Below are 12,828 nucleotides of genomic sequence, written 5' to 3'. Positions count from 1 at the left end.
GGCAGGTCAGCCCCGGCGGGCGAGAAGGGCCACCCCCAGCCCGACCGCCAGGGCCGGCAGCAACCCGATGAGGGACAGCCAATCGTTACGGGTCATCCCGCAACCCTCCGAGGACGAGTCTGCCCAGAAGATGGAATGCCGCCCCGCCGATTGCAAAGGTGACGGTGCGGATCAGGAGGGACGGCACGCCCGCCCCGCCGGGGTGGTCCCACACGGCCACCAGCGGCGCCACGGCCCCGACCACCACGAGCCCCGTCCCGATGGTGTTCAGGAAGGTCGCCGCGAGCTTGATCCGCTCGTTGTGGACGAGGTGGCTCACCCACCGGCGCGCAGCCGGGCGGCCACGCGCTCACGGCCGATCAGGGGCAGGAAGGTCTTCAGGTCGGGCCCGTGCTCCTCCCCCGTCAGGGCGCGGCGAAGGGGCAGGAACAGGGCCTTGCCCTTCCGTCCCGTGGCCGCCCCCACGGCGGCGGTCCAGGCGGGCCAGGTGCCGGCGTCCCAGGGCTCGGGCGGCAGGGCGTCCAGGGCGGCGCGGAGCAGCGGCGCCTCCTCCGGCTGCTCGGGCACGGTGATGTGGCCGCGCGCCACCTCGAACCAGTCCCGCGCCTCGGCCAACAGGTCGAGGTTGCCGCGCACCGCCAGCCAGAATGCCTCGTCGGCGCCGTCCGGCAGGCGCTCCCGCACGGCGGCGAAGTCCAGCCCGTGCAGGTGACGGCGATTCACGGCGAGGAGCTGCCGCGTGTCGAACCGCGCCGGCGAGTGGGAGATCCGGGTGATGTCCCAGTCCGCGACCAGCGCCGCAGGTGGGGCTGCCACCACCTCCTTCCCCGTGCCGAGGGTGACGAGGTAGCCCGTCAGCGCCTCCGGCTCGATCCCGTCCCGCCGGAACTGGCGCAGGGAGACCGAGCCCAGGCGCTTGGACAGCGGCCCGCCCTCCGCATCCGTCAGCAGGGGCATGTGGGCGAAGTGGATGCGGTTCGGGCGGCCGGACAGGGCCTCCAGGATGTCGATCTGGATGCCGGTGTTGGTGACGTGGTCCTCGCCCCGGATGACATGGGTGATCCCCGTCTCCAGGTCGTCCACGACGGAGGTGAAGGTGTAGAGGAAGGACCCGTCCGCCCGCACCAGCACGGGGTCGGACAGGCTGGGCAGCTTCACGTGGCGGTCGCCGAGCACGCCGTCCTGCCAGCCGATGGTCCGGCCCGAGAGCTTGAACCGCCAGTACGGCGTCTTGCCGTTCGCGATGGCGCGGGAGAGCTGGTCCGACGTCATCTTCAGCGCGGCGCGGTCGTAGATGGGCGCGCGGCCCTGCTTCCGGCGCTGCTCCCGCTTGAAGTTCAGCTCCTCCTCGCTCTCCAGGCAGGGGTAGAGCAGGCCCTTGGCCTTCAGCGTCTCGGCAGCGGCCGAGTAGCGGTCCAGGCGGTCGGACTGACGGAAGAAGTCATCCCAGTTCAGGCCGAGCCAGCGCAGGTCCTCCTCGATCCCCTGGGCGAATTCCGGCTTGCTGCGGCCGGTATCCGTGTCGTCCAGGCGGAGCACGAAGGTGCCGCCGCGCTTGCGGGCCTCCAGCCAGTTGGCCAGGGCCGGGCGGGCATTGCCGACATGGAGCCAGCCGGTGGGGCTGGGGGCGAAGCGGACCTTCACGCCTCCTCCTCCCCGCCCTCATCCTCGCCGCGGCGGCGGGGATCAAGGGCGCGCCAGTCGCGCTCGGCCCTCGTGCGGGGCGCGCTCGCGGCGAAGGCGCGGATCTCGGCGGCCGATGTCCAGCCCTCCCCGCCCGGCTCCACAGCCTCCGCGTCCTCCCCGAAGGCGAACCAGGCCGCGAGGACGGCGTCCGTGTCCGCGCCCTTGGTGCGGCACCGCTCGATGCTGTCGCGGACGTAGCGGCGGGCGAAGGTCGCGGCCTCCGCAATGTCGGGGAAGCCACGGATCTCCTCCACCGGCTCGTCCCCGTTGCCGCCCGAGAGGTCCTTGATGCGGACATAGGGGCCGGACGGGGCGGAGGCGGGCGGGGCGTCGCTCACGGGCGGGCGGGGGTCTGGGGCATGGGGGGCGGAACCTAGGGACGCGTCCCCCGGGGGTCAACGAAAGGGGGCATGGAACGCGCGTCAGGGCGCGGCCGGCCGCACCACGCCGAGCACCATCCCCGCCGAGACGAGCGCGATGCCCGCCAGACCCGCCCATCCCAGCGGCTCGTCCAGCAGGGGCCAGGCCGCCAGGGCCGCCATGGCCGGGACCACGGCGGTGATGCTGGTGGTGGTCGCCGCGCCGAGGGCCGTGACCGCCCGGGTGAAGAGGAAGCCGGCCAGCACCACGGCGAAGGCGCCCTGCCAGACCATCTGTCCCAGGGCCACGGGCCAGGGGATGGCGGCCAGGTTGCTCGGCAGCGCCAGCCACCAGAGCGGCAGGAAGACCGGCGCCGCCCAGATGCCGATCAGGATCGTCGCCTCCAGCGCGGTGATCCGCCAGAGCCGCACCAGCAGCGTGTAGACCGACCAGCCCAGGGCGCCCGCGAGGAAGAGCAGGTCCCCGCGCCACGCGCCGGGATGCCCGCCGAAGGTGTCGGCCGCCAGCAGCCCGACGCCGCAGGCCACCACGGCCAGGGAGAGGACCCGGCGCCGGGTCCAGCGCTCCCCCAGGAAGGCGGCGCCGAGGGCCGCGGTCAGGAAGGGCAGCATCCCCGGCAGCATGACCCCGGCATGGGAGGCCGGCGCGAAGCCGAAGGCGACATAGGCCAGGAGCGGGAACACGAAGGCCGCCGGCACCACCAGCCCGGCCGCCCGCCAGATTCCCGGACGCGGCAGGCCGTGGATGGCCACCAGCGGCAGCACCGTCACGAAGGCGCCGGCATAGCGCAGCGCCACGACGTCCCAGGGCGTGAAGCTCTGCTTCGCTGCCAGCCGACCGGAGAGGAGGAACCCCGCCCAGATGAAGAGCACGGCGAAGGCGCAGAGAAAGCCGATCCGGCGCTCGCGCTGGGCGCCGCCGCCGGTCGTCGGAGAAGGAGACATGGCCGCAGGGTCAGGCAAGAAGCCGGCCGGCGGCAAATCCCTGGCGCGCGGGGCTGCCCTGCGGGACAAGGCGGGCATGAGCGACCGTCCCCCGCTGGTCCCCGGAGACCACCTGCCCCCGATCGTGCTGCCCGGCGAGGACGGGGAGGGCTTCGACCTCATGCACCAGGGGATCGCCGGCCAGCACCGGGTGCTGCTCTTCGGGACGCCGCCCTCCCCCGCCGTGCTGAAGGAGGCGGAGGCGGCGCTGAAGGCGCGCGATGCGATGCTGGTCGTCATCGCCGGCACCGCCCCTTCCCGCGCGCCGGGCCAGGGGCCGCTGCGCCTCTTCGACCAGCCCGGGAAGTTCAGCCGCGCCTTTGGGCTGGAGGGCGGCGGCGCTGCCGTCATCACCCCGCGCGGACGACTGGGCCACGTCGTCCGCGGCGCGGCGGAGGAGGCGCTGCGCGACGCCCTGGACTGGGTTCCGGAACCCTCTCCCCCAGTGCCGATCCGCCGCGGCGGCGCGCCCGTGCTGCTGGTGCCCGACATCCTGGACCCGCCGCTCATCGCCGCCCTGCTGGCCCACTGGGAGCGCGGCGAGAAGGCGCGGGACCGCGTCTCCGGCGGGGCGGACGCGGCCGCCGCCGCGGCGCGGCTGAAGCGCCGCGCCGATGTGTGGCTGGACGACCGCGACCTCTACGCCGCCTTTCGGCAGCGGATCGAACGGCGGGTGGTGCCGGAGATGGCGCGTGCCTACCGCTTCGTCCCCGCCTCCTTCGAGGCACCGCGGATCGGCTGCTATGACGCGGCCGATGCCGGCGCCTTCGGCGCGCACCGCGACAACCGCACGCCCTTCACCGCACATCGCCGCTTCGCGATGAGCCTCAACCTGAACACCGGCGCCTATTCCGGGGGGACGCTGCGCTTCCCCGAATTTGGGACGGAGGAGTACGAGCCCGCGGCCGGCGGCGCCGCCATCTTCGGCTGCGACCTGCTGCACGAGGCGCGGCCCGTCACCCAGGGCCGCCGCTTCGCCATCTTCACCTTCTTCACCGATGCCGAGGGCGCGCGGCAGGAGCAGGCGTTGATCCGGCAGCAGCAGGCCGCGGGGCGCGCGGGCGTGTCGATGCGGTGAGAGCGGGCGGTATCCGCATCACCATCGGTTGAGGAGGCGGCGCATCCGCCGCGCCGACGGACCACATCTTCCCCGCATGGAAGAGAGGCACGCGGCATGACGCATCCGATCGGGCGCCGGGGAGTCCTGGCCAGCGGGTCGCTGCTCCTCGCGGCCGTCGCGGCGCGCGCCCAGACGCGCGGCGCGGTGGACGAGTTGCACGGGACACTGACGCGCGGCAACGCCGCGACGTTCGGCCGCTTCGTGGCGGACCACGTGAACCGCATGGTGTCGCTGCGCGTGACGGCGGCGCAGGCAACGGGGGCCGGCTTCTCCGTCGACCAGGATCGCGACCTGCTCCTCGTGAACACGGACCAGCCGGAGAAGCTGCAGGTCTCCGTCACGCGCGGCTACGCCCGCCAGGGCGCGTCCTTCACCGTGGACGGCGTCTTCACCGTGAAGGCGGAGGGGATGCAGCAGGGCATCCTCATCTACGTGCTCGACCCCGTGACGGACGCGCAGGCGCAGGAGGCGCGGAGCGGCGAGGTTCGGCGGAGCGCGCTGAACTGATCCGCGGGCGCCGGGCGCGGGACGATCAGTCCCGGTCCGGCGCGCCGAGCGGGAAGAGAGGCCGGAACGGCCGCGCCTCCTCCACGGCCCGGGCGAAGGACGGGCGGGCGAGCAGCCGCGCGCGATAGGCGCGCAGGGACGGGCAGGTCTCCGGGATCGGATGCGTCCAGTCCGCATAGAAGAGGGACGGCGCGGCCGCGCAATCCGCGAGGGTGAAGCTCTCGCCCGCGGCCCAGCCCGCGCCGGAGACCCGCTCCTCCAGCCAGGCGTAGGCACGGCCGAGCTTCTCCTGCGCCATCGCCATCCCGTCCGCGCGCTTCACCGGATCGCCGGTCAGGGCGCCGTCCACCGCGTGCTGCGCCGCGTTCATCACGTGCAGGTCGAAGAAGCGATCAAGGAAGCGCACCTCCAGCGCCGCCATCGGGTCGGCGGGGATCAGCGTCACCGGGCCGGGATGCGCGATCTGCAGATACTCGACGATGATGCTCGTCTCGACGATGTCGTGGTCGCCGTCCAGCAGGAGCGGCATCTTGCGGATCGGCCAGCGCCGCACCCACTCGGCCACGTGCTCCGGTGTCTCCGGCCCGATGGGGCGGAACTCGAAGGGCGTGGCGTTCTCGTAGAGCGCGATGAGGACCTTCTGCGTGTAGGAGGAGAAGGGGTGGCCGTAGAGCGCGAGCGACATCGCGGGAACTCCGGAATCGGGGCACTGATGAGATGGGGCGGGCGCGGTTCTCAGGGCCGAATGCACGGTCCCGGGACTGCGGCAGCGAGAAGGGCTGCCCCGTCACCGGGCCGTTCCCGCCCCGCCATGGGCGGTGGTCGGGAGAGCGTCTAGGCCTTCGCCCCGCGCAAAAGGAACTCGCGCCCGACCTTCACGCGCGGCACGCCGTCATAGGCGACGATGTCCGCCGTGGCGTAGGTCTCGCCCCAGGCTTCCGGGATGAAGGAGCCGGTGCCCACCACGTCCACCGGCGCCTTCGCCTCCGCCATGACGCGGCACTTGGAGACGCCGAACCCGGAGGAGGCGATGATCCGCACCTTCGGGAAGCCGGCCTCGTCCAGCGCGTCGCGCATCCGCCAGATGGCGGCGGCGGAGACGCCCGTGCCCACCAGGTGGCGCAGCTCCGCGTCGCTGCGGTAGCGGCGGATGGCGCCGGGCACGTGGCGCTCCAACACGGCATAGGATTCCTGCGGGTCCAGCCCTTCCAGGAAGCGTCCGCCATGGGTGTCCAGCCGCACCGCCATCCGGCCGGCAGCGGCGAGGTCGGGAAAGCGCCGGCAGACGGCGAGCCCGTCCGTGACCTCCTGTCCGAAGTAGTCGGTCAGGACCGTCAGGTTCTGGTCCGGGAAGGTCTCGTGGAACATCTCGGCGGCGCGGAGCGTGGAGCCCGCATAGCCGATCAGGGCGTGCGGCATGGTGCCGAGGCCGCGCGGCGAGCCGTAGTAATGCGCCGTCGCGTCATTGGCGTTCCCGATGAAGCCCTGCGCCCCCTCCGACTTCGCCGCGGCGCCGCCGACCGAGGCCGCATAGGCCATCAGCTCCTGCATCTCCGCCCCGGCGCAGTGCCGCGCCTCCATCGCCAGGAAGGGGACGTGCGGCAGCTCGAGGCACATCTGGTAGGCGTTGTGCGCCGCGACGCAGGCCGCGCCGAGCTTCTGGAGCAGCAGCGTCTCCAGGTCCGAGAGATGCACGAAGGAGCCGGTGACGTAGAGGATGGGATCGCCCGCGCCGACCCAGGTGCCCTCCTTGTGCATCAGCTCCACCTCGAAGGGCGCGTCCCGCAGGCGGGACACGCCCTCCAGCCAGTCCAGCATCAGCCGCGGCGCGGAGACCACGGGCCGGCGCAGGAAGATGGCGTAGGTGACGCGGCAATCGCCGAAGCGGGTGACGATCGCCTTGGTGCGCTTGAAGTAGCTGTCGGTGCGCGCCGAGATGTCGGCCTCGGTCGCGTCCTCCGGGGTCAGCGGGTGGTCCATCTTACTGGGCGGCCCGCATCGGCAGGCCGGTGGCATCGGCGCGGCGGGACTTCAGCTCCTCCGCAACGAGGAACGCCAGCTCCAACGACTGCTCGGCGTTCAGCCGGGGGTCGCAGAAGGTGGCGTAGTTGCCGGACAGGTCGGCCTCGCTCAGCCGATGCGCACCGCCGAGGCATTCCGTCACGTCGCGACCCGTCATCTCGACGTGCACGCCGGCGGGCCAGGTGCCCTCGGCGTGGTGGACGTCAAAAAAGCCGCGCACCTCCTTCAGGATCGCATCGAAGGAACGGGTCTTGTAGGCGCCGACGGAGTGCGTGTTGCCGTGCATCGCGTCGCAGACCCAGGTGACCTTTCGCCCCGCGCGCTGGATCGCGCGGATCAGCGGCGGCAGCTTCTCCTGCACCTTCTCCGCGCCCATGCGGACGATGAGGGTCAGGCGCCCGGCCTCGTTGAGCGGGTTCAGCCGCTCGGTCAGGCGGATCAGGTCCTCCGCCTCCTGGCTCGGCCCGACCTTCATGCCGATCGGGTTCGACACGCCGCGCAGGAACTCGACATGCGCGCCGTCCAGCTGCCGCGTGCGGTCGCCGATCCAGAGGAAATGGGCGGAGGTCGCGTACCACTTGCCCGGATGGGTGGAGGGATCGCGGGTCAGCGCCTGCTCGAAGGGCAGCAGCAGCGCCTCGTGGCCGGTGTAGAAGTCGGTCTCGCGGATCTGCGGCGCGTTCCCGCTGTTCATGCCGCAGGCGGCCATGAAGCGCAGCGTCTCGTCGATGCGGCGCGCCAGGTCGGCATACTGGTCGGCCAGCGGGGAGCGGGCGACGAAGCCGAGGTTCCAGCGATGCACCTCGTGCAGGTCGGCGTAGCCGCCTGTCGCGAAGGCGCGCAGCAGGTTCAGCGTCGCCGCCGCCTGCATGTAGGCGAACTCCATCCGCGCGGGGTCGGGGATGCGGGCTTCCGCCGTGAACGCCGCGCCATTGATGATGTCGCCGCGATAGGAGGGCAGCGTCACGCCGCCCTGCGTCTCCGTGTCGGAGGAGCGCGGCTTGGCGAACTGCCCGGCCATGCGGCCCATCTTCACCACGGGCAGGCCGCCGCCGAAGGTCAGCACGACCGCCATCTGCAGCAGCACCCGAAAGGTGTCGCGGATGGTGTTGGAGGTGAAATCCGCGAAGGATTCCGCGCAGTCGCCACCCTGAAGGATAAAGGCCCGCCCCTCCCCCGCCTCGGCCAGCGCGGCCTTCAGGCGGTCCGCCTCACCCGCAAAAACGAGCACGGGGTATCGGGCGAGCTTCGCCTCCATCGCCCGGAGGGCGTTGGCGTCGGGGTATTCGGGCACCTGCCGGATCGGCATGTCGCGCCAGGATGCGGGGTGCCAGTTGCGGGCGTTCATTGTGCAGGTCCAACCGTGGGCGGCCCCTCCCGGGCCGGCCGGGCACCATAGTCCGGGACGGCCCCGCCGCAAGGTTTTCGCACGCCCGCCCCGCCGGGCCCACTTGGAAGGGGCCGCCATGGCCGGGATCGCCACGCCGGTGCCGGCCGTCCCCGTTTCTGCCACCCGGCCTGCCTGTGTTTCCGGCCGGGCCGCCCTAGATGACATCCCGTTCATCTAAGCGGAGGCGAGAATGAACCGACGAGCACTCCTGGGCGGATCCGCCCTCACCCTTCTCGGCGCCGGGGCGCAGGCCCATCACGGTTGGGGCTGGGCGGAGGGCGAGCAGACGACGCTGACCGGCACCATCCGGCAGGTCACCATCGCGCCGCCTCACCCGACCCTGCGCGTCGAGACGGCGGACCAGGGCACCTGGACCGTGGAACTGGGCAACCCCAGCCAGACCAGCCGCGCCGGCTTCGTGGAAGGCGTGGCCCGGCCAGGCGACCCGGTGGTGGCGCTCGGCAACCGCTCCCTCAACCAGGGGGAGCGGCGGCTGAAGGCGGTGCGGGTCACCGTGGGCGACCGGCGCTTCGACATCTATCCCGAGCGCATCGGGCGCGGCTGAACGGGCTTGGACGCCGACCTCTGGGCCGCGGCGGCGGGATCGCCCGTCGCCGCGGCGCTGCGGCGATGGCCGGCGCTCTACGCCGCGGTGAACGCGTCGCATATCCTCGGCATCGGGCTGCTCGTCGGGGCGATCGCGACGCTGGATGCGCGGGTGCTCGGCGCCTTCCGGCGGGCGCCCCTGGCCGTGCTGGGGCCGCCGCTGGTGCGGGTGGCCGCGACGGGGCTCGCGGCGGCGATCGGGACCGGGTTGCTGCTCTTCAGCGTGCGGCCAGCGGAATACGCGGCCAACCCGGCCTTCCTGACAAAGCTCGGGCTGGTCGCGCTGGGGTTGGTGAACGTGCTGATGCTGCGGATCGGCGGGGGATGGCGGCGCGCCCTGGATGGCGGGTCGGTGGAGGCGGCGGTGCGGGCCGCCGCGGCGGCCTCCCTGATCCTCTGGGTCGCGGCGGTGCTGGCGGGCCGCTGGATCGCCTTCGTGGGGTAGGCGTCAGGCCGCCTTCGCCACCCCGTCCCCCACCCGCCGGGTGGGCACCCGCATCGTGACGAACTCCTCCGCCGCGGTCGGGTGGATGCCGATGGTGGCGTCCAGCTGCGCCTTGGTCAGGCCGTTCACCACGGCCACCGCCATGCCCTGCATGATCTCGGGCGCGTCCTCCCCCAGCATGTGGGCGCCGAGCAGGCGGCCCGAGCCGGCCTCGACCACCAGCTTCATCAGGGCGCGCTTGCCCGTGTTCCGGGTGACCGTGTGCCGCAGGGGCGTGAAGCGGGCGGTGTAGATCTCGGCGGGACCGCGGGCGGCGGCCTCGTCCTCGGTCAGCCCGACGCTCGCCATCGGCGGGGAGGTGAAGACCGCCTTCGGCACGTTCTCATACGACGCATGGCGCGGGCGATTGCCGAACAGCGTATCGGCCAGGGCGTGGCCGACGGCGGTGGCCACGGGCGTCAGGTTCACCCGGTCCGTCACGTCGCCCAGGGCGTAGATGTGCGGCACGTTCGTCGCGTGGTCATCGTCCACCGCGATCGCCCCGCCCTCCCGCGCGACGACGCCGGCGGCGTCCAGGCCCAGGCCCCGCGTGTTGGGCGTGCGGCCGGTGGCGAAGAAGACGGCGTCCGCCTCCACCACCTTGCCGCCGACCATGCGGACGCGGCGGGCCTCGCCGTCGAGGGTGATCTCGGCCGGGGTCTCGCCGGGTAGGATCGTCAGCCCGTCGGCCGCCAGCGCCTCGGCGGCGGCTTCCCGCAGCTCGTGGTCGAAGCCGCGCAGCGGCAGGGACTGGCGGTAGGCCAGGGTCACCTCCGCCCCCAGCCCGTGCAGCATGGAGGCGAATTCCAGCCCGATATAGCCGCCGCCCACCATCAGCACGCGGCGCGGCATCTCCTTCAGGGTGAACATGTCGTCGGAGATGAGGGCGTGCTCCGCCCCCGGGATGTCCGGCCGCACGGGATGGCCGCCGACGGCGATGAGGATGCGATCCGCGCTGATCGGCCGCTCCCCGGCCAGGAGCTCGTGCGGGCCTGTGAAGCGGGCGTTGCAGTCGAAGGTGGTGACGCCGACATTCCCCAGCATTCCCTTGTAGATGCCGGAGATGCGGTTCACCTCCAGGTCACGGGCGCGGACGAGGGTGCCCCAGTCGTGGCTCGCCTCCCCGAGGGACCAGCCGAAGGCGGCCGCCTCCTGCGCCCAGCGGCCGTACTCGGCGGCGTTGACCATCAGCTTCTTCGGCACGCAGCCCACGTTGACGCAGGTGCCGCCCCAGAAGCGGCCCTCCGCGATGCCGACCTTCGCGCCGTGGGAGGCCGCGATGCGGGCGGTTCGGACGCCGCCGCTGCCGCCCCCGATGACGAAGAGGTCGAAGTCGTGGGGTCGGGTGCCGCTCATGCTCCGCAAGGTCGGGGCGGCGGCGGCGGGGCGCAAGGGCGGGCGGGATGCGCCCGGGGCCGCCCTGCCGCGAGCGTGACGCGGCGGACGCGCCTACTGGCGCCGGATGGTGCGGCGCAGCGCGTCGTAGACGGCATCCATCGCCGCCTGGAATCCGGGCCCGTCGAGGTAGCCGTCCATCGCGTTGGTCCGCTGCAGGAAGTTCGCCCAGGCCGGGCCCTGCATGCCGCGCCGCACCCGGTCGTGGATGGATCGCGCCACCGCGTCCGACAGCCCGGCGGGGCCGCAGAGGCCCTTCATGTTCTCCGCCACCACGTCCCAGCCGAGTTCCCGCATGGTCGGCACGTCGCGATGGGAGGGAATGCGCTCCTCCGACGCGACAGCCAGCGGCCGGATCTCCCCCGCCGCGGCGAGGCCGGCCATCTCCTCCGGCGCCAGCACGGCTAGGTCCACCGTCCCGGCCATCAGCGCCTGGAGCGAGGGCGCGCCGCCGGAGAAGGGCACGTGCAGCCACTCCACCGAGGCCGCCTGCCCCAGCAGCACGAAGACCGCGTGGTAGATGGACCCGATGCCCGAGGACGCGTGGGAGATCGCGCCCGGGTCCCGCCGCGCCGCCTCCACCGCCGCGCGGAGGTCGAGGAAGCGCCCGTCCCGCTTCGCCACCACGAGCAGCGGCTGGCGCGTCAGCCGGATGATGGCCCGGAACGAGGTCTTCGGGTCGTAGGGCAGTTCCCGGAAGGCGGGGAGCGAGGTGCTCTCGCTCCCCCCGCCGACGAGGAGGTTCAGCCCGTCCGGCACCATGCCCGCCACGGCCTGGGCCGCGATGGCGCCGCCCGCCCCGGGCCGGTTGATGACGACCAGCGGCGTCGGGAAGAAGGGGGTCGCGGACTCCGCGATCGCCCGGGCCGCGAGGTCGGCGCCGCCGCCCGGCGCGAAGCCGACGATGAGTTGCACGGGGCGCGCGGGCTCCCAGGCCGGCTGGGCAGCGGCGGGGCCGGCCAGCAGCGCCGCGGCCCCGGCCAGGAATCCCCTGCGTCCGGTCATGCCCAACCCCTCCCCCGATCCTTGCCGCGAACGATAGGAGAGGGGTGGGCCGGTGGACAGGGCCGGGCCGCCGGGCTTGGCTGCGCCGGGAGGAATCATGCCCGAGACGCCCAGGATCGCCGTGCCCTCCGGCGCGACCGATTGCCACATGCATATCTATGGTCCGCCGGACCGGTATCCCGTGGCCGCCAGCAACCCGAGCCCCGTGCCCTTCGAGCGCGACCTGGCGGGCTACCGGGCGGTGAAGGAGCGCCTCGGGCTGGACCGCACGGTGGTGGTGCAGCCGACCGCCTACGGCACGGACAATCGCTGCACCCTGGACGCGGTCGCCGCGCTGGGCGCCGCGCGCGCCGTGGTGTCGGTGCGGCCCGAGATCACCGAGGAGGAGCTCTCCCGGCTGCACGCCGCCGGAGCGCGCGGTGCGCGAACCTTCATGCTGCCGGGCGCCGTGGTGACCTGGGAGGAGCTGCCGGCCCTGGCCGCGCGCGTGGCGCCGCTCGGCTGGCACGTGCAGATGCAGTTCGACGGCGGCGACCTGCCCCTGCGGGAGGCAACGCTGCGGGCCCTGCCCTGCCCGTTCGTGATCGACCATATCGGCCGCTTCCACGAGCCGGTGCCGCCAGAGGCCGAGCCGGTGCGGGCGCTGCTCCGCCTGCTGGAGACGGGGCGGTGCTGGGTGAAGCTGTCCTCGCCCTATGGCACGTCGCGCCGCGGCGCGCCGGGTTACGAAGATGTCTCGACCGTGGCGCGGGCGCTGGTGAAGGCGGCGCCGGAGCGCATGGTGTGGGGATCGAACTGGCCGCACCCGAACGCGCCCCGCCCGAAGCCGGACGAGGCGCCGTTGCTGGACCTGCTGGCGGACTGGGCGCCCGATGAAGCGGTCCGGCGGGCGATCCTGGTGGACAATCCGGCACGGCTCTACGCCTTCTGAGCCGCCGCCCCGCACCGTCATCCCCCCCTTCCGGGCCGACACGTCGCGGTCGCGGGCGTCCCCGTCTCTGCCGCGCGCGGCAGCTTTGAAGAAGAAGATGTGTGGGGGTCCGGGGGGAGAGAACTCCTTCTCCCCCCCGGGGCCGCGCGCGCAGCCTGCCGTCGCCAGGAGTGCGAGTCGTCCGACGATTCGTCGATCGGCAGCCCCCGTTTCGGTCCGGGATCTGACCGACAGCGCAGATCCCGCATGTGCGAAAAGCGGCGCTCCGGCCTCGGATCCGGCCGAATCTGCCCTGAATCACGGCACCGAATCGCCTGG

Annotated in this window: 15 protein-coding genes; 5 read left to right on the top strand and 10 right to left on the bottom strand. The window is 73.0% G+C overall.

Features of this window, described 5'->3' with window-relative positions:
- Positions 1-6 precede the first annotated feature (6 nt).
- The 5 genes from ACP6CK_RS26410 to ACP6CK_RS26390 form a co-directional block, all read right to left on the bottom strand.
- A complete protein-coding gene (locus tag ACP6CK_RS26410; RefSeq protein WP_426956311.1) occupies positions 7-96 on the bottom strand; it encodes an LPXTG cell wall anchor domain-containing protein in 90 nt (29 codons plus the stop codon).
- Positions 86-319 carry a hypothetical protein gene (locus ACP6CK_RS26405; RefSeq protein WP_426956310.1) on the bottom strand — a complete coding sequence of 78 codons (234 nt, stop codon included), beginning with the start codon at positions 317-319 and terminating at the stop codon, positions 86-88. Before ACP6CK_RS26405 ends, ACP6CK_RS26410 begins: the two co-directional genes overlap by 11 nt.
- Positions 316-1,644 (bottom strand): glutamate--tRNA ligase, encoded by a 1,329-nt coding sequence (gene gltX / locus ACP6CK_RS26400; RefSeq protein ID WP_426956309.1) that lies wholly within the window; start codon positions 1,642-1,644, stop codon positions 316-318. Before gltX ends, ACP6CK_RS26405 begins: the two co-directional genes overlap by 4 nt.
- Positions 1,641-2,024, bottom strand: a complete 384-nt coding sequence (locus tag ACP6CK_RS26395) for a hypothetical protein (protein WP_426956308.1) — start codon at positions 2,022-2,024, stop codon at positions 1,641-1,643. Before ACP6CK_RS26395 ends, gltX begins: the two co-directional genes overlap by 4 nt.
- An 84-nt stretch (positions 2,025-2,108) precedes the next feature.
- Positions 2,109-3,011, bottom strand: coding sequence for a DMT family transporter (locus ACP6CK_RS26390; protein WP_426956307.1), 903 nt, complete (start codon positions 3,009-3,011; stop codon positions 2,109-2,111).
- Between ACP6CK_RS26390 and ACP6CK_RS26385 the strand changes: the two genes are divergently transcribed.
- Together ACP6CK_RS26385 and ACP6CK_RS26380 are read left to right on the top strand one after the other, a co-directional pair.
- A complete protein-coding gene (locus ACP6CK_RS26385; protein WP_426956306.1) occupies positions 3,010-4,128 on the top strand; it encodes a 2OG-Fe(II) oxygenase in 1,119 nt (372 codons plus the stop codon). The two genes, ACP6CK_RS26390 and ACP6CK_RS26385, sit on opposite strands and share 2 nt — an antisense overlap.
- Positions 4,129-4,224: 96 nt before the next feature.
- Complete coding sequence (locus tag ACP6CK_RS26380; RefSeq protein ID WP_426956305.1) at positions 4,225-4,677, top strand: hypothetical protein; 453 nt, start codon at positions 4,225-4,227, stop codon at positions 4,675-4,677.
- Positions 4,678-4,702: 25 nt separating this feature from the next.
- On the opposite strand, the gene ACP6CK_RS26375 is transcribed toward ACP6CK_RS26380, so the two are convergent.
- From ACP6CK_RS26375 to ACP6CK_RS26365, 3 genes are all read right to left on the bottom strand, one after another.
- On the bottom strand, positions 4,703-5,362 hold the full coding sequence (locus ACP6CK_RS26375) for a glutathione S-transferase family protein (RefSeq protein ID WP_426956304.1): 660 nt from the start codon (positions 5,360-5,362) through the stop codon (positions 4,703-4,705).
- 149 nt (positions 5,363-5,511) lie between these two features.
- Positions 5,512-6,657 carry a nicotinate phosphoribosyltransferase gene (locus ACP6CK_RS26370; RefSeq protein ID WP_426956303.1) on the bottom strand — a complete coding sequence of 382 codons (1,146 nt, stop codon included), beginning with the start codon at positions 6,655-6,657 and terminating at the stop codon, positions 5,512-5,514.
- A 1-nt stretch (position 6,658) separates the two neighbouring features.
- Positions 6,659-8,047: a class II 3-deoxy-7-phosphoheptulonate synthase gene (locus ACP6CK_RS26365; RefSeq protein WP_426956302.1), complete on the bottom strand. Its 1,389-nt coding sequence runs from the start codon at positions 8,045-8,047 to the stop codon at positions 6,659-6,661.
- Between the two features lie 232 nt (positions 8,048-8,279).
- Here ACP6CK_RS26365 and ACP6CK_RS26360 point away from each other — a divergent pair, with 232 nt between their 5' ends.
- Together ACP6CK_RS26360 and ACP6CK_RS26355 are read left to right on the top strand one after the other, a co-directional pair.
- A complete protein-coding gene (locus ACP6CK_RS26360) occupies positions 8,280-8,654 on the top strand; it encodes a DUF6152 family protein (RefSeq protein ID WP_426956301.1) in 375 nt (124 codons plus the stop codon).
- A 6-nt stretch (positions 8,655-8,660) separates the two neighbouring features.
- The gene (locus ACP6CK_RS26355) at positions 8,661-9,140 is read left to right on the top strand and encodes a DUF2214 domain-containing protein (protein WP_426956300.1); all 480 of its coding nucleotides are present in this window, start codon (positions 8,661-8,663) and stop codon (positions 9,138-9,140) included.
- Positions 9,141-9,143: 3 nt separating this feature from the next.
- Here the strand turns inward: ACP6CK_RS26355 and gorA are convergent, their stop codons facing one another.
- A complete protein-coding gene (gorA, locus tag ACP6CK_RS26350; RefSeq protein ID WP_426956299.1) occupies positions 9,144-10,535 on the bottom strand; it encodes a glutathione-disulfide reductase in 1,392 nt (463 codons plus the stop codon).
- 93 nt (positions 10,536-10,628) lie between these two features.
- Positions 10,629-11,579 carry a tripartite tricarboxylate transporter substrate binding protein gene (locus ACP6CK_RS26345; RefSeq protein WP_426956298.1) on the bottom strand — a complete coding sequence of 317 codons (951 nt, stop codon included), beginning with the start codon at positions 11,577-11,579 and terminating at the stop codon, positions 10,629-10,631.
- A 97-nt stretch (positions 11,580-11,676) separates the two neighbouring features.
- Between ACP6CK_RS26345 and ACP6CK_RS26340 the strand changes: the two genes are divergently transcribed.
- On the top strand, positions 11,677-12,510 hold the full coding sequence (locus tag ACP6CK_RS26340; protein WP_426956297.1) for an amidohydrolase family protein: 834 nt from the start codon (positions 11,677-11,679) through the stop codon (positions 12,508-12,510).
- The last annotated feature ends 318 nt before the right edge of the window (positions 12,511-12,828 follow it).

Origin of the sequence: Muricoccus radiodurans, assembly GCF_050154705.1 — a bacterium.
Lineage (GTDB): Bacteria > Pseudomonadota > Alphaproteobacteria > Acetobacterales > Acetobacteraceae > Roseomonas > Roseomonas radiodurans.
Note: the sequence above shows the minus strand (reverse complement) of the source record. Positions and strands in the feature narration are given on the sequence as shown.